The sequence below is a fragment of the [Clostridium] scindens ATCC 35704 genome (assembly GCF_004295125.1).
Lineage (GTDB): Bacteria > Bacillota > Clostridia > Lachnospirales > Lachnospiraceae > Clostridium_AP > Clostridium_AP scindens.
Map to the genome: position 1 here is coordinate 1,707,098 of NZ_CP036170.1, position 19,354 is coordinate 1,726,451.

Annotated in this window: 20 protein-coding genes and 3 tRNA genes; 12 read left to right on the plus strand and 11 right to left on the minus strand. The window is 46.9% G+C overall.

Annotated features, from left to right (window positions below):
* Window positions 1-54: 54 nt before the first annotated feature.
* Both HDCHBGLK_RS08770 and HDCHBGLK_RS08775 read right to left on the minus strand, forming a co-directional pair.
* Complete coding sequence (locus HDCHBGLK_RS08770) at window positions 55-387, minus strand: DUF3784 domain-containing protein (RefSeq protein WP_004608405.1); 333 nt, start codon at window positions 385-387, stop codon at window positions 55-57.
* Window positions 388-407: 20 nt separating this feature from the next.
* Window positions 408-878, minus strand: coding sequence for a DUF5721 family protein (locus tag HDCHBGLK_RS08775; protein ID WP_009249541.1), 471 nt, complete (start codon window positions 876-878; stop codon window positions 408-410).
* 109 nt (window positions 879-987) lie between these two features.
* Here HDCHBGLK_RS08775 and HDCHBGLK_RS08780 point away from each other — a divergent pair, with 109 nt between their 5' ends.
* Genes HDCHBGLK_RS08780 through HDCHBGLK_RS08830 form a run of 11 tightly spaced genes read left to right on the plus strand, consistent with a single transcriptional unit; the run spans window position 988 to window position 12,850 of the window.
* Window positions 988-1,785, plus strand: a complete 798-nt coding sequence (locus tag HDCHBGLK_RS08780) for a GDSL-type esterase/lipase family protein (protein WP_004608403.1) — start codon at window positions 988-990, stop codon at window positions 1,783-1,785.
* Window positions 1,785-2,270, plus strand: a complete 486-nt coding sequence (locus HDCHBGLK_RS08785) for a DUF4358 domain-containing protein (protein WP_004608402.1) — start codon at window positions 1,785-1,787, stop codon at window positions 2,268-2,270. Before HDCHBGLK_RS08780 ends, HDCHBGLK_RS08785 begins: the two co-directional genes overlap by 1 nt.
* Before the next feature lie 18 nt (window positions 2,271-2,288).
* The gene (locus HDCHBGLK_RS08790) at window positions 2,289-3,695 is read left to right on the plus strand and encodes an MBOAT family O-acyltransferase (RefSeq protein ID WP_004608401.1); all 1,407 of its coding nucleotides are present in this window, start codon (window positions 2,289-2,291) and stop codon (window positions 3,693-3,695) included.
* Between the two features lie 8 nt (window positions 3,696-3,703).
* Window positions 3,704-4,885 (plus strand): DHHW family protein, encoded by a 1,182-nt coding sequence (locus HDCHBGLK_RS08795; protein ID WP_004608400.1) that lies wholly within the window; start codon window positions 3,704-3,706, stop codon window positions 4,883-4,885.
* Window positions 4,869-5,612: a pseudouridine synthase gene (locus HDCHBGLK_RS08800; protein ID WP_004608399.1), complete on the plus strand. Its 744-nt coding sequence runs from the start codon at window positions 4,869-4,871 to the stop codon at window positions 5,610-5,612. The genes HDCHBGLK_RS08795 and HDCHBGLK_RS08800 overlap by 17 nt, the downstream gene beginning before the upstream one ends.
* Window positions 5,563-7,536: an NAD-dependent DNA ligase LigA gene (ligA, locus tag HDCHBGLK_RS08805; RefSeq protein WP_039910054.1), complete on the plus strand. Its 1,974-nt coding sequence runs from the start codon at window positions 5,563-5,565 to the stop codon at window positions 7,534-7,536. The genes HDCHBGLK_RS08800 and ligA overlap by 50 nt, the downstream gene beginning before the upstream one ends.
* Before the next feature lie 15 nt (window positions 7,537-7,551).
* Window positions 7,552-8,979 (plus strand): ATP-dependent Clp protease ATP-binding subunit ClpX, encoded by a 1,428-nt coding sequence (clpX, locus tag HDCHBGLK_RS08810; RefSeq protein WP_004608397.1) that lies wholly within the window; start codon window positions 7,552-7,554, stop codon window positions 8,977-8,979.
* A complete protein-coding gene (locus HDCHBGLK_RS08815; protein WP_004608396.1) occupies window positions 8,979-10,238 on the plus strand; it encodes a cation:proton antiporter in 1,260 nt (419 codons plus the stop codon). The genes clpX and HDCHBGLK_RS08815 overlap by 1 nt, the downstream gene beginning before the upstream one ends.
* Window positions 10,239-10,296: 58 nt before the next feature.
* Window positions 10,297-12,000 carry a S8 family peptidase gene (locus HDCHBGLK_RS08820; RefSeq protein WP_004608395.1) on the plus strand — a complete coding sequence of 568 codons (1,704 nt, stop codon included), beginning with the start codon at window positions 10,297-10,299 and terminating at the stop codon, window positions 11,998-12,000.
* A gap of 34 nt (window positions 12,001-12,034) precedes the next feature.
* Window positions 12,035-12,325: a hypothetical protein gene (locus tag HDCHBGLK_RS08825; RefSeq protein WP_004608394.1), complete on the plus strand. Its 291-nt coding sequence runs from the start codon at window positions 12,035-12,037 to the stop codon at window positions 12,323-12,325.
* A complete protein-coding gene (locus HDCHBGLK_RS08830) occupies window positions 12,326-12,850 on the plus strand; it encodes a signal peptidase II (protein ID WP_004608393.1) in 525 nt (174 codons plus the stop codon).
* Window positions 12,851-12,894: 44 nt separating this feature from the next.
* On the opposite strand, the gene HDCHBGLK_RS08835 is transcribed toward HDCHBGLK_RS08830, so the two are convergent.
* From HDCHBGLK_RS08835 to HDCHBGLK_RS18975, 7 genes are all read right to left on the minus strand, one after another.
* A complete protein-coding gene (locus HDCHBGLK_RS08835; protein ID WP_004608392.1) occupies window positions 12,895-13,830 on the minus strand; it encodes a D-2-hydroxyacid dehydrogenase in 936 nt (311 codons plus the stop codon).
* A gap of 101 nt (window positions 13,831-13,931) precedes the next feature.
* Window positions 13,932-14,002: transfer RNA gene (locus HDCHBGLK_RS08840), tRNA-Gly, on the minus strand.
* A 3-nt stretch (window positions 14,003-14,005) separates the two neighbouring features.
* Window positions 14,006-14,080, minus strand: a tRNA-Pro gene (locus HDCHBGLK_RS08845).
* A 140-nt stretch (window positions 14,081-14,220) separates the two neighbouring features.
* Complete coding sequence (locus tag HDCHBGLK_RS18965; protein ID WP_004608391.1) at window positions 14,221-14,370, minus strand: hypothetical protein; 150 nt, start codon at window positions 14,368-14,370, stop codon at window positions 14,221-14,223.
* 16 nt (window positions 14,371-14,386) lie between these two features.
* The gene (locus tag HDCHBGLK_RS18970) at window positions 14,387-14,542 is read right to left on the minus strand and encodes a hypothetical protein (RefSeq protein ID WP_004608390.1); all 156 of its coding nucleotides are present in this window, start codon (window positions 14,540-14,542) and stop codon (window positions 14,387-14,389) included.
* A 263-nt stretch (window positions 14,543-14,805) separates the two neighbouring features.
* Window positions 14,806-14,878: transfer RNA gene (locus HDCHBGLK_RS08850), tRNA-Ala, on the minus strand.
* A gap of 49 nt (window positions 14,879-14,927) precedes the next feature.
* Complete coding sequence (locus HDCHBGLK_RS18975; RefSeq protein ID WP_004608389.1) at window positions 14,928-15,089, minus strand: hypothetical protein; 162 nt, start codon at window positions 15,087-15,089, stop codon at window positions 14,928-14,930.
* A 198-nt stretch (window positions 15,090-15,287) separates the two neighbouring features.
* Here HDCHBGLK_RS18975 and HDCHBGLK_RS08855 point away from each other — a divergent pair, with 198 nt between their 5' ends.
* The gene (locus HDCHBGLK_RS08855; protein WP_004608388.1) at window positions 15,288-16,166 is read left to right on the plus strand and encodes a C39 family peptidase; all 879 of its coding nucleotides are present in this window, start codon (window positions 15,288-15,290) and stop codon (window positions 16,164-16,166) included.
* A gap of 226 nt (window positions 16,167-16,392) precedes the next feature.
* On the opposite strand, the gene HDCHBGLK_RS08860 is transcribed toward HDCHBGLK_RS08855, so the two are convergent.
* Both HDCHBGLK_RS08860 and mgtA read right to left on the minus strand, forming a co-directional pair.
* Window positions 16,393-16,569: a hypothetical protein gene (locus HDCHBGLK_RS08860; RefSeq protein ID WP_004608386.1), complete on the minus strand. Its 177-nt coding sequence runs from the start codon at window positions 16,567-16,569 to the stop codon at window positions 16,393-16,395.
* A gap of 9 nt (window positions 16,570-16,578) precedes the next feature.
* The gene (gene mgtA, locus HDCHBGLK_RS08865; RefSeq protein ID WP_004608385.1) at window positions 16,579-19,344 is read right to left on the minus strand and encodes a magnesium-translocating P-type ATPase; all 2,766 of its coding nucleotides are present in this window, start codon (window positions 19,342-19,344) and stop codon (window positions 16,579-16,581) included.
* Window positions 19,345-19,354: the final 10 nt, after the last annotated feature.

The following is a 19,354-nucleotide window of genomic DNA, read 5'->3' on the forward strand; positions in this document are numbered from 1 at the left end:
AGTCTGAGACAGTCGGCTTTAATAAGCCCCTGTCTCAGACTCTTACATTTCATTTTACTTTTTGTATTTGCCAAATGCTTTTTCTTCATCCAGATGTACATCCTTAAAAAACACGATCAGCCATACAATAAATGCGATCACTGCCATATACTGCGAAATAAAATACGAAAGGATAGCGCCAATGCCCATAATGCCCGCCCAGATTAAAAAGGCATTTCTCTGATCCCTGCTCATCCTGTCCTGGTCATACAGTTCTCTTTGATATTTGGGAATCGTATTAAAGCCGCTGATCAATATCGCGGCCTTGCCCTTCAAAATCGCGAATAATAAAGCTAATAACAAAAACAGCAGACACGAAATACCCATTAAAATAAATCCAATATTCATAACATCACTCCTAACCTTTCCTATAATTCCCGCCAGTTCCCCAGCATTTTCCCCACATAAGCATCCCATTCCCGCTCCAGCGTCTTATCCATGGTAAAGGTGTGCATGGAGGTGCCGGTGATGCATTGCAGCGTTGTCCCGTCATAGTGGAAGTTCAAGTATAAGCCCTGGATGTCCTCGGCCCGGCAGGCGCCAATCTGGTGCTTCTCCAGGAAAGCGGCAAAGTTTTCCGGGGCCAGCGACAGGACGATCTTGAAGTTTAGCGGGGTGCGCCTGCCTCGTATGATGGCAAAGCAAAGTTCGCGAACCTCCTTCCAGTAGGAGTGCGAGCGCTTCGGGGCGTCATCGAAGAAATCCTTCTGCAGGAAGCCGTCCAGGGTAAATTTATTGAATGTGGTGATCTCTCCTTCGATAAAGGAAAACTGGTCAAAGGTTTCCTTCAGGAGAAGGTGGGCCATACAAGTTTTTGCTGATAATGTAATAAAGTCCATATGAAAACTCCTTTTCTAACTCTGATTAATAGTATAGCATAGGTTTGACTTTTATAGGGAAAAACAGTACAATATTCCTATATGTGCAAATAGGGAGAAGGCAGCAGCCGTGGGAGATATAGACAAAAGAAAAGTAAAAGAAAATGAAGAAAAAGATGCAGTGCTGCGTATCGCGGTGACGGTAGCCGTCATCCTTCTGATCATAGGAATCATCGTTGTCGTAGTAAAGGTTCTCAATCCAAAGGCAGATACGCAGAAAGGACTCCAGAAGTTAAAGCAGATGGAGCAGACGGATGTGGCGAAGGTAGATAAGAAGATCCGGAAACTGGAGGAAGCGGAGCGGCAGGCAGACGAGGAGTGGGCTAGTCGTCCGGCAAGCGAGAAGTTTGTCAATGCGCTTGTAATGGGGGATTCCGTCACGCAGGGGCTGTCTGAATTCGGAGTTCTGGATGCGGCATATGTACAGGCCGACCGGGGAACCGGGGTAAGCGAGGCGGCGGATAATAAGATCGAGGAACATCTTGCCAAAGCGGAAGAATTAAAGCCCCAAGTGCTGTTCCTGGCGTACGGGATGAATGATATCAAGGCAGCCAGGGGCAATGCCAAGGCATTTGCCAAGGCATATAAGGCGGTGCTTGAGAGGCTTAAGGAATCATTGCCAGATACCAGGATATACGTTAACAGCATACTTCCTGTGAGGCAGTCCGTGATCGATGAGAATGAATGGTATGGCAACATCGGCGAGTATAATAAGAAACTGGAGGCGCTGTGCGAAAAAGAGGATGTGACGTTCATTGACAACGGAAGCCTGGTAAAGGAAGAATATTATACGGAAGATGGAATCCATATGCAGCCGGATTACTATACAGAATGGGTGAACCATATGGCGGAGGTCGCAGATTTGTGATGAAGAAGCGGAAGATAGATTTGCTTAACATATTAAAATATGGAATGGTCATCGTATTTATCGTCTATATCGTATTACTCCTGTCCCGGGAGGGCGGTAATGAGGTGCCGGTCAAGACGATAAGTAAGAATATCCTGGCTGTCGTCAAGACGGAGGGAATGAAGAAGGGGACGACCCAGGATCTTAAGAAGTATTATGGGCTGAATGCCAGCGATTATGACGGGGTCATGCTGTATATTCCGGATGATGTCATGAGCGTGAATGAGATTCTGGTGGTCAAGTTAAAGGACAAGTCCCAGGCCGAGGCCGTGGAAGAAGCCGCAAGAAAGCGCCTGGACACCCAGAAGACAAGTTTCGAGGGCTATGGGGCGAAGCAGACAAAACTGATTAATTCGGCGGTACTGGATAGCAGAGGCTATTATCTTTTAATGGCTGTTTCGGAAGATGCGGACAGCATCTATAAGGCTTTTAAGAAGAGTATGTAGAAGAAGGGTTAGGACGGCATGTTATTCAGTAGTATCGTATTTTTATTTACATTTTTACCAGTGATTTTAATCCTATATTATCTTGTACCAAGACGGCTGAAGAATGCGTTGCTTCTTCTTTGCAGTCTTGTTTTCTATGCCTGGGGAGAGCCGGTATATATATTCCTGATGATATTTTCCATTATATTTAACTATATCAGCGGACTTGACATTGCAAGGAATCTTAAGAACCGGCGCGCGGCCCGGGGAAGCCTGATCTTCAACCTGATCGTGAACCTTGGAATTCTGGGGTTCTTCAAATACGAAGGCTTCCTGCTGGACAGTCTGAACCGCGTGCTGCCGGTGGATATTCCGTACAGGGAATTAGCGCTGCCGATCGGGATCTCTTTCTATACCTTCCAGATCCTTTCCTATATTATAGATGTATATCGCCAGAATGTGAAGGCGCAGAAGAATTTTATGGATTTTGCCCTGTATGTGACCATGTTCCCACAGCTGATCGCAGGCCCGATCGTAAGATACTCGGATATTGAGAAGCAGCTGCATTCCAGACAAGAGTCCTTTCGCAAATTCGGAGACGGCGCCATGTTCTTTATCCGGGGGCTGGCAAAGAAGGTGCTGCTGGCCAATACCATTGGCATGGTATTTACGGAGGTTACTTCCCTGGATCCGGGGAAGATGTCCGTACTCAGCGCGTGGCTTGGGTGCGCTGCGTATACCTTCCAGATATACTTCGACTTCAGCGGCTATTCGGATATGGCAATCGGACTTGGCAAAATGTTCGGGTTCGAATTTCTGAAGAACTTTGATTATCCGTACATTTCCAGAAGCATTACGGAATTCTGGCGCAGATGGCACATTTCCCTGAGCACCTGGTTCAAAGAATATCTATACATACCTCTGGGGGGAAACCGGGTAAGCACGGCGAAGCATATCCGCAATCTGCTGGTTGTCTGGTTCCTCACCGGGCTATGGCATGGGGCGGCCTGGAACTTTGTGGCGTGGGGACTGTATTATGGAATCCTTCTGATCATGGAGAAGTATTTTCTTGGGAGATTCCTTGAGAAACTGCCAGGATTATTGCGCCATATCTACAGCCTGCTGCTGGTGATGATCGGCTGGGTATTCTTCTTCAGCCCCGGCCTTGGAAATGCATTCGGGTACCTGAAAGTAATGTTCGGGGCAGGCGCCCATGGCTTTATCGACAGGGAAGGCCTATATCTATTCTTTACGAATGCAATTCTGTGGGTAGTCCTGATACTTGGCTCTACCCCTTTGGTGCACCGGACGTACGAAAGACTGCTTGAACGCAAAGGACAAGGAAGAATGGCTGTGGGATGCATCCTATATGGCATGATGTTTTTGCTGTGTGTGGCATATCTGGTGACAGAGACTTACAACCCATTCCTGTATTTTAGATTTTAGGAGACGCAATGAAACAGACGAGACAGCGCAAGAAGGGAAAACTGTATAATAGGAAGGCCATGGCGTTACTGTTCATCGTTTTTTTGATGTTATTCTGCCTGGTGAACGTGCTTGTAAGGGATAAGGAATTCTCCGAGAAGGAGAACCGCATGCTGGAGCAGAAGCCAAAACTATCCTGGTCAGGAATCGAGAGCGGGAGATATATGAAGCAATATGAATCCTATAAGTCGGATCAGTTTGCCGGAAGGAACTTTTGGGTGGCGTTTAAGACGCGGGTGGATCTGATAGCCGGAAGACGGGAGTCTAACGGCGTGTTTAAGGGAGATAATAATTATCTTCTGGAAGATATCGCCAAGCCTAATCAGGAGCAGATGAAGCAGAATCTGAAGGCTATCCGGGAATTTGAAAAAGAGTATAAAGATATTCCCATGTATATGATGCTGGTTCCCAATGCCGCCAATATTCTTTCAGAGAGGCTGCCGAACTTTGCGGTAACGGAGAATCAGGAAGCTACATTTGATGCGATCAAAAAGACATTAGGAGATAAGATCACCTGGGTGGACGCAGGCAAGGCTCTGAAAGCCCATAAGAAAGAAGAGATCTATTATCATACGGATCATCACTGGACCACGCTTGGGGCATACTATGCATATGAGGAATTGGCCAAAACGATGAAGCTGGATACAAGCAAAAGCCCGAAACTGAAAGCATACGCAGTGACCAATGCGTTTAACGGAACTCTGTCAGCCACCAGCGGATATGAGACAGGATACGAGGAGCCTATCTATATCTATGTTCCTGAGAAAGAAAAAGAGGCGGCGCAGGTGGTGGTCAGCTATGTAGACGAAAAGAAAAAGACCGCCACATTGTACGACCGATCGAAACTGAAGGAAAAGGATAAGTACGCGTTATTCCTGGGCGGCAATTATTCCATGATAGATATCAGGACTACGGCGGACACCACGGACCGGCTGCTGGTGATCAAGGATTCTTATGCTAACTGCCTGATCCCATTCCTGACGCCATATTACAGGGAGATTATTGTCCTGGATCCCCGCTACTATTATGGCGATATCAAGGAAGTCATGAAGGAAAATAAGATATCAAGCGTGCTGTTTCTGTATAATGGAAATACTTTTGTAGAAGATAACAGTATAAGTGGAGTATTGCAAAATGGTGAGACTGAATAAATATCTAAGCGACGCTGGCGTCTGTTCCAGAAGAGAGGCCGACCGGCTGATCGAGAGCGGACAGGTGAGCGTGGATGGACAAAGGGCTGTTCCGGGCATGAAGGTTGCGGATGGCCAGGAAGTAAAAGTCGGAAAAAAAGTAATAAGAAGCAATACGGAAAAGATTGTCCTGGCGGTGAATAAGCCCGCCGGGATTGTTTGTACGGAAGATGTCCGGGAAAAGAAGAATATTATCCGGTATCTGAAGTATCCGATCCGCGTCACTTATGCAGGACGGCTGGATAAAGATTCGGAAGGACTGCTGATTATGACCAATGACGGGGACTTGATCAACGGGATGATGCGCGCCCGGCATGGCCATGAGAAGGAATACAAGGTGACGGTGAATAAGCCTGTGACGCAAGATTTCATCAGCAAGATGAAAGAAGGCATCAGGATCGTAGATAAGGAGAAGCGGCTTGATGTGGCCACACGGCCATGCAAGGCGGAAAAACTTGGAAAATATACCTTCTCGATAACGCTGACCCAGGGGCTGAACCGCCAGATAAGAAGGATGTGCGAGGCCCTCGGATACAAGGTGGAAAGACTGGTAAGAGTAAGGATTATGAATATAGAACTGGGCAGCCTGAAGCCAGGCGCCTATCGAAAATTGACAGAGCAGGAGTTAAAGGAATTATATGAACAAGTCAAAGAAAGCCAGAATGCAGGAATTAGTAGAACTTCTTAATAAGGCAGGACGCGCCTACTATCAGAATGCCGAAGAGATCATGAGCAATTATGAGTATGACCGGCTGTACGATGAACTTCTGAAGTTGGAAGAAGAACTTGGGCTCACCCTGTCCAACAGCCCGACAGCGAATGTCGGCTACGAGGTATTAAGCGAACTGCCAAAAGAGCGGCATGAAAGGCCCATGCTGTCCCTGGATAAGACAAAGGACGTAGAAGAGCTGAAAAGATTCGTTGGAGATCAGAAGGCGCTGATGTCCTGGAAGATGGATGGGCTGACCATCGTCCTGACTTATCGGGAGGGCAGGCTTTTTAAAGCGGTTACCAGGGGAAATGGAGAGGTAGGCGAAGTGGTCACCAACAATGCCAGGGTATTTAAGAATATTCCTCTGCAGATTGCCTACCAGGGCCAATTAATCTTAAGAGGCGAGGCAGTCATCGGATATAAAGACTTTGAAAAGATTAATGAGGAAATCGAGGATGTGGATGCCAGGTACAAGAATCCAAGGAATCTGTGCAGCGGCTCCGTCCGGCAGCTCAATAACGAGATAACGGCAAAGCGTAATGTAAAGTTTTACGCTTTTTCTCTTGTGGAAGCAGAAGGGGTGGACTTTTACAATTCCAGGGCCAGGCAGATGAACTGGCTGATAGAGCAGGGATTTGAGGTGGTAGAGTTTCAGGAAGTAACCCGAGATACGGTGGAGGCTGAAGTTCTTAAATTTTCAGAAAAAATCGCCCAGAATGATTTCCCATCTGATGGACTTGTGCTAGTATATGATGATATAGCGTATGGGCAGTCACTGGGCAGGACATCCAAGTTTCCAAGGGATTCCTTCGCTTTTAAGTGGGCGGACGAGTTAAGAGAGACAAGACTTTTGGAGATCGAATGGAGCCCGTCAAGGACAGGGCTTATTAATCCCGTCGCTATATTTGAGCCTGTTGAATTAGAAGGAACCACCGTAAGCCGTGCCAGCGTCCACAATATCAGCATTATGGAAGAACTGGAACTAGGCGTAGGCGATACCATTGAAGTATATAAAGCAAATATGATCATTCCCCAGATTGCCAGGAACCTGACCAGAAGCGGCGTTAAGGATATTCCAAAGAACTGCCCGGTCTGCCGGGGGCGGACGGAAGTCCGCCAGGTCAGCAACGCCAAGGCATTATACTGCATCAATCCGGACTGCCAGGCAAAGCATGTTAAGTCCTTTGCCCTGTTCGTCAGCCGGGATGCGTTAAATATTGAAGGATTATCTGAAGCAACACTGGAAAAATTCATTTCAATGGGGTATATTAGAGAGTATGCGGATATTTTCCATCTGGACCGCTACCGGGAAGAGATTCAGACCATGGAAGGCTTTGGCGAAAAGTCATACCAGAATCTGATAGACAGCATTGAGAAAGCCAGGACCACCACCCTTCCAAGGGTAATCTACGGTCTGGGAATCGCGAACATCGGGCTTGCCAATGCCAAGATGATATGCAAAGAATTCCAATATGATCTGGAGGCAATGCTCAAGGCTACGGTAGAAGAGTTGAACGCCATATCCGGCATTGGGGAAGTAATCGCGACCGCGTTCGTGGATTATTTTTCCGACAATGTCCACAGGAAAAGACTGCGCAATCTTCTTGCGGAACTCATAATTCCAAAGGAGGAAGCAGACAGCGCTGCCCAGATATTTAATGGGGTCAACTTCGTAATTACAGGCAGCGTGGAGCATTTTGCGAACCGCAATGAAGTAAAGGAATTGATCGAAAGCCTGGGAGGCAAGGTGACAGGCTCGGTTACTTCCAAGACCAATTATCTGATTAACAATGATGTGACAAGCACATCGTCCAAGAATAAGAAAGCAAACGATCTTGGCATCCCCATTATATCGGAAGAGACCTTCCTTAAGATGGTGGAAGAAGGCCGGGGCAAGTAGAAAGAAGGGAAGAAGATGTCTGATCAGGACAATAAGAACGAGAATGAAGTTGAGAAAGTAGAAGATACGCAGGTAGAAGTAGAAGATACGAAGAAGGATGACGATGAATATGAGAAGGTATGCTTCATATGCAGGCGTCCGGAGAGCGTTGCAGGCAAGATGATAGAGCTGCCAAATAATATCTGCGTGTGCAGCGACTGTATGCAGAAGAGCTTCGATGCCATGAGCAATGGGCAGATCGACTACAGCCAGCTGATGAATATGCCGGGGGTGCAGATACTGAATATGGCTGACATGGAGCAGAACATCCCCAAGCAGCAGAAAATTAAGAAGAAAAAAGAAGGGGAGGAGAAAAAGCCTTTGATTAATATCAAGGACATCCCTGCTCCACACAAGATCAAGGCAAAGCTGGATGACTATGTAGTGGGACAGGAATATGCCAAGAAGGCTATGTCCGTTGCGGTCTATAATCATTACAAGCGGGTTGCTACGGATACGATGGATGATATAGAGATTGAGAAGTCCAATATGCTGATGATCGGGCCTACCGGTTCCGGCAAGACCTATCTGGTCAAGACGCTGGCAAGGCTTCTGGATGTGCCTCTTGCTATTACGGATGCCACATCTCTAACGGAGGCAGGCTATATTGGAGATGATATAGAAAGCGTCGTATCCAAACTCTTGGCAGCAGCTGAAAATGATATAGAGAAAGCAGAACAGGGAATCATCTTTATTGATGAGATTGACAAGATTGCCAAGAAGAAGAACTCCAGCCAGCGGGATGTAAGCGGTGAGTCCGTACAGCAGGGAATGCTCAAACTGCTGGAAGGAAGCGACGTAGAGGTACCGGTAGGCGCCAACAGCAAGAATGCTATGGTGCCGCTTACGACGGTGAATACGAAGAATATCCTGTTCATCTGCGGAGGCGCGTTTCCGGATCTGGAAGGTATTATCAAGGAACGTCTGACCAAACAGTCTTCCATCGGATTCGGGGCGGATCTTAAGGATAAATATGACCATGACAAGACGATACTTGAGAAAGTGACGACGGAGGACCTTCGCAATTTCGGAATGATTCCGGAGTTTTTGGGGCGTCTGCCAATCGTATTTACGCTTCAGGGCATGAATGAGCACATGCTGATCAAGATACTCAAAGAGCCTAAGAACGCAATTTTGAAGCAGTATCAGAAACTTCTGGCGCTGGATGAAGTGAATCTTCTCTTTGACGACGGCGCGCTGGAGGCGATCGCCAAGAAGGCAATGAAGAAAGACACCGGGGCGAGGGCGCTTCGGGCGATTATAGAAGAGTTCATGCTGGATATTATGTATGAGATACCGAAAGATGACAGCATTGGCCAGGTGACCATAACGAGAGAATACATAGAAGGGACGGGAGGACCTCTTATCATGCTGAGGGGTCAGGACGTGGCAAGGATACAGTAATGAGTGATTATAATTATCTATTGGATTTGGCAATTATATTGCTGTGTACAAAATTATTGGGATTAGCAACAAGAAAGGTACAGATGCCTCAAGTCGTGGGGGCGCTTATGGCCGGACTTATCTTAGGACCGGCCATGTGCGGCGTATTGACGGAGACAAACTTTATCAAGGCAGTAGCGGAATTGGGGGTAATCGTCCTGATGTTCTGTGCCGGCCTGGAGACAGATATTAAGGAACTGAAGGCCAGTGGAAAGGCATCCTTTATCATTGCGCTCTGTGGCGTGCTGGTGCCGCTTGCCGGCGGATTTGCCCTGGCATATTTCTTCAACAGGCCGGGCATGATCGCATCGGATGCCGGCGGAAGCATATTCCTCCAGAATATCTTTATTGGCATCGTGCTGACGGCTACTTCCGTAAGTATTACGGTTGAAACGTTGAAAGAATTGGGGAAATTAAAGACGCGATCCGGAAATGCGATTCTTGGAGCGGCGATCATTGATGATATCCTTGGAATCATAGCGCTAACGATCGTTACGAGCCTGGCAGATTCCTCCGTGAAGTTATGGGTCGTGCTGCTGAAGATTGTGGGATTCTTTGTCTTTTCTGCAGTTGTGGGCTTTATATTTTACAAGGTATACAAGGAATGGACCGAATCGGCTCCAAAGAATCTCCACAGGCATGTCATCATTGCTTTCGTGTTCTGCCTTCTGATGGCATATACGGCGGAAGAGTTCTTTGGCGTAGCGGATATTACCGGCGCGTTTTTTGCCGGCCTGATCATATCCAATACCCAGAGATCCGTATTCGTGGAGACAAAGTTTGATACGCTGTCCTATATGCTGCTTTCTCCCGTGTTTTTCGCCAGCATAGGACTGAAGGTAGTATTGCCCAAGATGTCGCTTACCATCGTCATATTCTCCCTTCTTCTGATCATCGTGGCAGTAATTACGAAGATCATCGGCTGCGGGCTGGGGGCTAAGGCGTGCGGGTACAAGCCTTACCAGTATAAGCGGATTGGTGTGGGAATGGTCTCCCGTGGAGAGGTGGCTCTGATCGTGGCAAGCAAGGGAGCCTCTCTGGGACTGCTTGGTACGGCCTTTTTAGGGCCGGTCATTATCATGGTGGTAGTTACAACGATCATTACGCCGATATTGCTGAAGATCGTATTCAAGAAAGGCCCGGATTTGCCCATCCCGAAGGAACAGGAAGTATCCAGTTACTACGAAGAAGCGGCTATCCTTCGCGGGGAAGCCAAATAAACTGACATATGGAATAGATTGCCTCATATACTTATTAAAAAGTATATGGGGTATTTTTATGGATGGAGAAACATGCCGGGATAAGATTTTGTCAGAGGATTACTGGGATTTCCTGATCCCGAATTTCAGGATGGATGACTTGAAACTGGTGCCTGCGGAGCGGTCCTGCCACCAAGAGATGGACTTCGGCTATCGCGCGGTTTATATCGATAACAGCATACTTCCTCCACTTACGATCCGGGAATACTGGTACAATTCTATTCCGAACTGCTATGCGCTGCTGGACATGGAGACTTTGAACATAGCAGGAATCAGCGCGGTTCAGAACTATCCGACGCTTCAGCTGATGGGGAGAAACGTGATGATAGGTTTTATAGATACAGGTATTGACTATAGGAACCCGGTATTTACAAATATTGACGGATCAACAAGAATCGCAGGGATATGGGATCAGACGATTCAGGATGGAACGCCTCCGGGAGGTCTTGATTATGGGAGCGAATACACGGAGGATAGGATCAATGAGGCCCTCCGCTCCGAGAATCCGCTGGATATCGTGCCCAGCATGGATATGAATGGACATGGGACCTTCCTTGCAAGCGTGGCGGCGGGAAGCGCGGACGTTCCAAACCGTTTTCTTGGAGCCGCACCTGAATCCACGATTGCCGTTGTAAAATTAAAGCCTGCAAAGAGTTACTTGAAGGATTTTTATGCCATACGCAGCGATGCGGTCTGTTTTCAGGAGAACGATATCATGCTTGGACTGAAGTACTTAAACGATCTGGCGCGGGAAAGGAATTTGCCTCTTGTCATGTGCATTGCCCTTGGAACCAACTTCGGCGGGCACAATGGGACGTCTCTGCTGTCTGGCATGCTGGATGCCTATTCCTATATATTAAACCGCAGCGTAGTAATCGGCACTGGAAATGAGGCGGCCAAGCGGCATCATTTTTACCATATGCTGGATGGAATTAATGAAGAGACTAGCGCGGAGATTCGCGTAGGAGAAGGCGTGGAAGGCTTTGTTTCTGAATTATGGACGATGCTTCCCAATGTAGTGACGATTTCCATCACTTCGCCCTCCGGGGAACGGACAAGGCAGATATCCATAAGGCAGGGAGACCGGTATAATCTAAGATTTTCCTTTGAGAAGACGGAGGTATCGGTTGAATACCGCCTTCTTTTGGAAAATAACGATTCCCAACTGATATTTCTGCGGTTTCAGAATCCAGTGCCAGGCATTTGGCAGATCAATGTGGAGCCTGTTCAGATCGCTGAGGGGGATTTTCATATCTGGCTTCCGATCCAGGAGTTCCTGTCCGGCGAAGTCTATTTTCTGGAATCCAATCCCGACACGACGCTTACGGAACCAGGAACCAGCAGATCAGCAATGACGGTCGCCTATTATAACGGACGGGATAATGGAGTTGATATTAATTCAGGGAGGGGTTATACTAGAGATGGATTAGTCAAGCCTGATTTTGCAGCGCCTGGGGTGATGGTTACAGGTGCGGGATTAAACGGACAGTTTGTTACCAAAAGCGGCTCAAGCGTATCTGCCGGCATCACGGCAGGAGCAGTGGCGCTTCTGACGGAATGGCTGCAGAATGAGCCGGGAGCGCGCGGCGTGAACTCCAGCCAGATAAGAAGCATCATACTGCTGGGCGTGAACCAGAGGCCGTTGATGGAATATCCGAACAAGGAATGGGGATATGGAACGCTGGACTTGTACCGTGCCCTTGATACGCTGCGGAGAATATAAATGATTATATCAAAGGATAAAAGGAGAAGAAAAGATGGCAGATTTTTTTGAAGAATTAGGGAAACGAATCTCAGATGTAGCAAGCGATCTGGGAAAGAAGACGGAAGATACGATTGAAATCCAGAAGATCAAAGGTGAGATCCGTTCTTTGAAGCGTGCAAATGACAGGGATCTCATGGATCTGGGACGCATGGTGTATGATAAATTCCAAAAAGGGGAGATACCGGATACTGATTATATCGACCTCTGCGACAACATTGAGAAGAGAGAGGAAGAGATTGAGAGGCAGGAAGAAGAGATTGTAAGAATCAAAGAGGATATATAGATGCTTTCGTTAATAGCGGCCGGCACATTTACGGTACTGCTGGGATTGGATGTACTCCTAAAGCAGCATGTAGAAGAAAATATCAAGTCCGGAGAAGAAAAAAAAGTGCTTGGGGGAAAAGTCGTCATACGCAAGGTGTATAACAAAGGGTTCCTGCTGAATTCCCTGGAAAGCCATCCTGTGCTGATCAAGACGGTATCCATCCTGGCGGGGGCAGGCGTGCTTGCGTGCGGCGCGTGGACATTTGTCAGAAAAGGACATTTCACCGAGAAACTGGGCATGGCTATTCTGGGGGCAGGCGCTGCAAGCAATCTGTTTGACCGGCTGTCAAGAGGGAAAGTCATTGATTATATCGGAATCAGGAGCAAAAATCAATTTCTTGCCAGGCTGACAGCCAATCTGGGGGATTTCTATATTCTTCTGGGGGCAGTTTTGCTGGCACTGAAAAGATCATACCCGGAATTGTCTGAGGAGGAGTTAAAAGAGATCTCTGAGAAGGTGAAGAGCCGTAAGTTCAAATTATAAGAGGCAATGGCAGCATTGCCTCTTTTCTTTATTATATATGTCTGCTACAGTTGGAAGAATTCCTTTACCTGCCCCAGGATGATGCCCATAAGCCTGGTTCTGGACTCCACGCTTGCCCAGCCCACGTGGGGAGTGATGAAAAGCTTTCTGCTGTCTGTAATGCGAAGCAGAGGATTGTCCGGACTCATTGGCTCCGTACAAAGCACATCTAAGCCTGCGGCGGCAATCTCGCCTTGCTCCAGGGCGGCAGCAAGATCCTGCTCGACAACGATAGGACCCCGGCCAAGGTTCAGAAAGATGCAGGTTTTCTTCATCTTCTGAAATGCCCGGGCATCAATCAGATTTTCCGTTTGCGCATTGAGCGGCGCGTGTACGGAGATAATATCGGAAGAGGCAAGCAAAGTATCCATGTCTACCTGATGGTAGCCATCCTGAGGGGCGCTGCCGGAAGGAGAGGCGTAGATAACATTTAGTCCAAAGGCCTCCGCAATAGAGGCTACCCGCCTGCCGATATTGCCAAGCCCGATGATCCCAAAGGTCTTGCCATGCAACTCATAAAACCGTTCTTCAAAGTGCGTAAAGATCGTATCATTGGTATAGCGGCCTTCTTTTACATAATCATCATAGTACCGAAGTTTCTCAAGAAGGAAAAGCAGCATTGCAAAGGTGTGCTGCGCGACGGATTCTGTTGAATATCCGGCAACATTCCTCCATGCGATATTGCGGCTTTTTAAATAGTCCTTATCCAGATTATTAGTTCCCGTGGCAGTCACGCAGACCAACTTCAGGTTCCGGGCCTTCCCAATAGTCGATTCATTTACCTGTATCTTATTTACAATCATTACGTCGGCATCTTCGACCCGCCCAGGGACTTCTTCGGAAGTAGTGAAAGGATACTTCACCACCTCGCCTAACTGGTCATAGCCGGACAAGTCGATGTCTTCGCCGATTGTCTTTACATCTAGGAATACGATTTTCATAAAACAGGCCTCCCTTACATATTCATTTATCAGTATATTGGAAAATTATATCACAGGAAAGTGATTACGAAAACAGAATACTTAGAATCGGGCATGAAAAAAGCGGGTGATGGGAATCGAACCCACGTATCCAGCTTGGAAGGCTGGTGTTCTACCATTGAACTACACCCGCATATCGGGGTGACAGGATTCGAACTTGCGACCTCCTGGTCCCAAACCAGGCGCTCTAGCCAAACTGAGCCACACCCCGTAATAACTTATCTGATTGTGAACGTTTCACGCTGTGAACGAAATAAATAATATCATTTTTGGAAACAAATATCAAGAGTTAATTGCAAAGAATGTTAAAAAAATACCAGCCATGAAATATCCCATGGCTGGCATTCCCCCTTATTCTCCTCCCGGGCCGTCTTTCCTTGGCCGCTGGGATTCTGGCAGCGGTTCCACTGCCTTTGTAGGATTCAGACGTTCGTCATTGGATTCCTTATCCTTCTGCTTGTCTGAAATCGTTGGAATAGGTGCTTCAACTATCTCTTTCATGCGTAATCCTCCTTGCCTATTCTGCCTCTCCCTCTGCCACGATATCTTCCAGAACGTGAATTAAGTCGTGGATGGATTCCAGCCTTACATCCCGTTCCAGGATACAGTTTTTAAGATTAATAGACAGTGATTCGAATTTGTCCCGGATTGCCGGGGATACATAGGATGCCATATAATCACCTCGCTATAGTATGTGCAGAAAGCGGCCGGTTTATTAATTTTGAATTTGGCAGGGACTTTAAGTTGAAGTGAAGGATACCCGTGTGACGGGTTATCCTTCAGGAAAGAATTGCAGATCAATCTAAGGTATTCATCATTTTCCAAGCACAGCAGCAAGGCGTACTGCAAGTACCGGAAACCTTGATAGGTCAAATATGACAAAAGTTTATTGAACTCGTCGAGATTCGACCGGCTTGGAAATAGGAAATAAAAAAATGGAGTATACGGGACTTGAACCCGTGACCTCCACACTGCCAGTGTGGCGCGCTCCCAACTGCGCTAATACCCCATACCGAGATTATAGCATGGAAACTGGCAGATGAAAAGCAGTAATTTTACTATTTCCGTTCTGAATCATCAATCATCTTCTGAAGCTTGGTACGCATTGCGTCTTTATCCTCTGCGGAGAGGCGAAGGGCGTCTTCCTCTTTCAACTCTTTTAATGTTCTGTCTGCCTCCTGGACAAATGCTGTTTTAATTATTTTTTTAATATCATACATAGAATCTACCTCCTGTTACTATCATAAACCAGTTAAAGCACTGTTGGGAAAGGAAATATATGGAAAATAAGTGATTTAAGAATTCCTTAAGTTGATACTAGAATTTCATTATTGTATAATAACTACTATACCATAAAATGAATAATTGTATATTTATTATAGATAACCTAGTTAGAACATGAGAGGATGAGCATATAAATGGCACAAAAGAAGAGGACAAGACAGTCCAGAAGGAGGCAGCAGGTTCGGCGCCAACTGCTGATCGTGCTGGTTTTAATTGTGGCGGTCGTCTGCGCGGCAGTCAGCTGCCATATACAGGAGACAAGGCACAAGGCAGAGGCAAAAGCAGCTGTCAAGACAGAGCAGCAGAAATCCTCAAAGGGGAAGAAGGAGAATGCCAAGGTAAAGGTAGAGACGCCAAAGCAGAGGCTTAAGAGGGTGGAAATTACAGCGAAGCAAAAAGGTTATCCGGACAGCGTAGTCGGACTGCTGGGAAAAAATAAAGAGACTGTGGATTTCGTGGAGGACTATGAGGCGAAAAAGGATGTTCCGGCGGCCGATAATATCGGAGAGAGTTACGTGGAGGGACAGATCCCGCAATTGCTGCAATGGGACGAGCGCTGGGGCTATGCTTCCTACGGTACCAGCATCGTGGCGGTAAGCGGATGCGGGCCAACCTGTATGGCTATGGTAGCGGCAGGGCTTAATAAGGATCCGTCCATAACCCCTGCAAAAGTAGCGGCATACGGAACAGAGAATCATTATGTAGATGAAGATAATAATACCTATTGGGCGTTTATGCGAGAGGCAGGGGGCAACTGGAACCTGTCCTCCTATGAGGGCGTTCTTACGGAAGCGCAGGTAAGCGCGGAATTGGCAGCAGGGCATCCGATTATCTGCAGCGTAGGACCTGGGGACTTTACCCAGAATGGACATTTTATCGTATTGACCGGATATGAGAATGGCGTTGTCAAGGTAAATGATCCCTTCAGCAAGAAGAACAGTGAGGCGTCCTGGATATTTAAAGACATCGCGGACCAGATCAAAGCGATGTGGGTATACTCTTTGAAGCAATAGATGGAAGGCAGATGCTGCCTTCCTTTTCTTTGCCCGAAAATGATCTGCCAGAATATATTCCCGGCAAATATCACGACAAGGAAGTTTAATCAGGGACATCTTATCCCCTTTTACAGGGAGGCTATCTGGCAATTCCTGCTTATTCTATCCAAGAAGTAAAAGATTTGCCATATCCGGCATGTGGGGCGGATATGGCAAAATCTTTCGTGCGGTGGTATTGTCAATATTAGTTGACAATATCAGATTCTTTTGCGTCTGCTTTTGGTTTCATAGTCCAAAACACTACATTCATTACAATGACAATCAGTAACACAACTGCCATAGCCACCCAAAAGCCGATATTAAGACCAAGCCATTCGGTAGTTCCGAAAAGGGTCATCCAAAGTTCTTTCCAGTTCATCATTGCACCTCCTTAGAGCAGTTCGCCGAAATGACGGACATAGGCTTTTTTCAAACTTGTTGCCAGAATCATATACAGCAGAATACATGGAATCAGATAAGCAAAGTATGTTGCAGGCAATGCAACAAATCCCAGCATAGTTCCAAACACAGTAAACGGAATAATGGTCAGAACCGTAATTCCTGTCATTGTGAGCAAAGTCAACGGAGCGGACGCACGACTCTGAATGAAAGGCAGCTTCGGAGTACGAATCATGTGAATGACCAACGTCTGGCTCCACATAGATTCCACGAACCATCCGGCTTGGAACATCCCAATATACTGGGCCTGAAGTTTTGCCAGCTCTGCACCGCTGAAATGGGCGGGCAAATCATTGAACAACACACCGTTCGATACGAACAACGGGCAGAATACAAAGTACATGAAAATATAGGTTGTAAAATCGAAGATGGAGCTGGTTGGACCAATCCAGATCATAAAACTTCCAACACTGGAAGCATCCCATTTACGTGGTTTGGAAATGAACTCCTCATCCACATTGTCCCAAGGAATTGCCGTGCAGGACAGGTCGTAGATCAGGTTCAGGAAGATCAGGTGCACGCTCATCATCGGCAGGAACGGCAGCAGCGCAGAAGCCGCCAGCACCGAGAACATATTGCCGAAGTTGGATGATGCGGTCATTTTAATATACTTGATCATGTTGGCATAAGTTTTACGTCCCTCAATGATGCCCTGCTCCAAAACCATCAGGTCTTTTTCCAGCAAAATGATGTCGGCAGATTCCTTTGCCACATCCACGGCGGTATCCACCGAAATGCCAATGTCGGCAACTTTCATAGCTGCGGCGTCGTTGATACCGTCACCCATGAAACCGACCGTATGACCGTTTTCACGGAGAACAGAAACCACACGGGCTTTCTGATCGGGGGTCAGCTTTGCAAATACATCTGTAGACTCTGCCGCTCTTGCAAGTTCTACATCGCTCATGTGTTCCAAATCAGAACCGAGAAGCATATTGCGAACCTTCAGCCCCACCTGCTTACAGATGGTACGAGTCACTTTGTCGTTATCACCAGTCAAAATCTTGGTGGTAACACCGTGGTCTTTCAAAGCCTTAATAGCATCCGCAGTAGATTCTTTTGGAGGATCTAGGAATGCCAGATATCCAATCAGCACCATGTCACACTCATCTTTGACACCAAATGCGCCAACTGGGGACGGATTGCTTTTCTGTGCAATCGCCAGAACGCGAAATCCCTTGTCGTTAAGATCATCCACTGTCTCCAGAATCCGGCAACGGACGTCATCAGTCAGAGGCTGCACTCCTCCATCACACTCTGCAAACGCACAAATAGAGAGCATTTCTTCCACAGCACCTTTTGTTACCATTTGGGTCTTGCCCTTTTTATCCTGTACCACAGTAGTCAGACGGCGACGTGTGAAGTCAAAAGGAATCTCGTCTACCTTTACATAGTTTTCGGACAGGTCAATGAGACGCGAATCTGCGGCTTCTTCTTCCTCCGTCTTATGGATAATTGCCAAATCCATCAGGTTTTTATAGCCAGTCTGGAAGTAACTATTGAGATAAGCGTGACGCAGTACTCGCGTATCGTCCTCGCCATTTACATTCAGGTGGTATTCCAGCACAACCTTATCCTGGGTCAGCGTGCCAGTCTTGTCGGTGCAGAGAATATCAATAGCACCGAAGTTCTGAATGGAATTGAGGTTTTTAACGATTGTCTGCTTTTTGCTCATGGAAACAGCACCTTTCGCAAGACAGGTTGTTACAATCATCGGCAGCATTTCCGGTGTCAAACCGACAGCAATAGAAATGCCGAATAAGAAGGCCTCCAACCAGTCGCCCTTGGTGATGCCGTTAACGAAGAACACCAGCGGAACCATAACAAGCATAAAGCGAATCAGCACCCAAGAAACGGCGTTGACACCCTTGGTAAAGCTTGTTTCAACCGCTTCTTTGGCAACTGCGGATGCCATGGAGCCAAACAGAGTATGATCGCCAACACAAACAACAACAGCTGTTGCGCTGCCGGAAATTACATTACTCCCCATAAAAGCAATGTTTGTGTAATCGGTCACGCTCTCTTTCTGTGCGCTCACACTGCGTGTTTTTTCAATGGGTTCACTCTCACCAGTAAGACTTGCCTGACTGACAAACAAATCTTTCGCATCCAAGATACGAACATCCGCCGGAACCATGTCTCCGGCAGACAGATGTACAATATCTCCAACCACCAAATCATCCATAGGAATTTCTATTTTTTCCTGGTTCCTACGAGTAACGGTGCAAGTGGTCGTAATCATGGCTAACAACTTCTCTGCTGCATTTCCACTTCTGGATTCCTGAACAAACCGAAGCGTACCCGAAATGAATACCATCGTTAAAATGATAACTACCGTCAGACAGTCAAAATCCTCTGGCGCACTGCCAAACAGAGAAAAATAAGGTAGAATCATATCTGTAATGGTTGATACCAGTGCCAGGCAAAACAGGATGGCTGTAAAAGGGTTGATAAACGCACTGGTCAGCCGTTTTGCCAAGGACTTCTTTTTTTCATGTGTTACCTTATTGGTACCATATTTGGTACGGCTTACGGGTACTGCTTCTGTATCTAATCCCCGAAGTGTGGTATGAAGGTTTTTCAAAACCTCCTTAATGGGATTGGTTGCCGCAAATTGAATGCGGCGGTTCTGTTCGTCACGAATGACTGTCTTTTCGACAATCTGACGAACAGCCATGCGGTTTTCTTTCTTGTTCATTGGTCTTACC

Bases quoted from the DNA above. Each gene is read 5' to 3' on its own strand.
- HDCHBGLK_RS08830 (WP_004608393.1), top strand. From the start codon at position 12,326: ATGCTTTCGTTAATAGCGGCCGGCACATTTACGGTACTGCTGGGATTG.
- HDCHBGLK_RS08835 (WP_004608392.1), bottom strand. From the start codon at position 13,830: ATGAAAATCGTATTCCTAGATGTAAAGACAATCGGCGAAGACATCGAC.
- HDCHBGLK_RS08775 (WP_009249541.1), bottom strand. From the start codon at position 878: ATGGACTTTATTACATTATCAGCAAAAACTTGTATGGCCCACCTTCTC.
- HDCHBGLK_RS08790 (WP_004608401.1), top strand. From the start codon at position 2,289: ATGTTATTCAGTAGTATCGTATTTTTATTTACATTTTTACCAGTGATT.
- HDCHBGLK_RS08800 (WP_004608399.1), top strand. From the start codon at position 4,869: ATGGTGAGACTGAATAAATATCTAAGCGACGCTGGCGTCTGTTCCAGA.
- HDCHBGLK_RS18975 (WP_004608389.1), bottom strand. From the start codon at position 15,089: ATGTATGATATTAAAAAAATAATTAAAACAGCATTTGTCCAGGAGGCA.
- HDCHBGLK_RS08825 (WP_004608394.1), top strand. From the start codon at position 12,035: ATGGCAGATTTTTTTGAAGAATTAGGGAAACGAATCTCAGATGTAGCA.
- HDCHBGLK_RS08815 (WP_004608396.1), top strand. From the start codon at position 8,979: ATGAGTGATTATAATTATCTATTGGATTTGGCAATTATATTGCTGTGT.
- HDCHBGLK_RS08785 (WP_004608402.1), top strand. From the start codon at position 1,785: ATGAAGAAGCGGAAGATAGATTTGCTTAACATATTAAAATATGGAATG.
- HDCHBGLK_RS08855 (WP_004608388.1), top strand. From the start codon at position 15,288: ATGGCACAAAAGAAGAGGACAAGACAGTCCAGAAGGAGGCAGCAGGTT.
- HDCHBGLK_RS08770 (WP_004608405.1), bottom strand. From the start codon at position 387: ATGAATATTGGATTTATTTTAATGGGTATTTCGTGTCTGCTGTTTTTG.
- HDCHBGLK_RS08820 (WP_004608395.1), top strand. From the start codon at position 10,297: ATGGATGGAGAAACATGCCGGGATAAGATTTTGTCAGAGGATTACTGG.
- clpX (WP_004608397.1), top strand. From the start codon at position 7,552: ATGTCTGATCAGGACAATAAGAACGAGAATGAAGTTGAGAAAGTAGAA.
- ligA (WP_039910054.1), top strand. From the start codon at position 5,563: ATGAACAAGTCAAAGAAAGCCAGAATGCAGGAATTAGTAGAACTTCTT.
- mgtA (WP_004608385.1), bottom strand. From the start codon at position 19,344: ATGAACAAGAAAGAAAACCGCATGGCTGTTCGTCAGATTGTCGAAAAG.
- HDCHBGLK_RS18965 (WP_004608391.1), bottom strand. From the start codon at position 14,370: ATGAAAGAGATAGTTGAAGCACCTATTCCAACGATTTCAGACAAGCAG.
- HDCHBGLK_RS18970 (WP_004608390.1), bottom strand. From the start codon at position 14,542: ATGGCATCCTATGTATCCCCGGCAATCCGGGACAAATTCGAATCACTG.
- HDCHBGLK_RS08795 (WP_004608400.1), top strand. From the start codon at position 3,704: ATGAAACAGACGAGACAGCGCAAGAAGGGAAAACTGTATAATAGGAAG.
- HDCHBGLK_RS08860 (WP_004608386.1), bottom strand. From the start codon at position 16,569: ATGATGAACTGGAAAGAACTTTGGATGACCCTTTTCGGAACTACCGAA.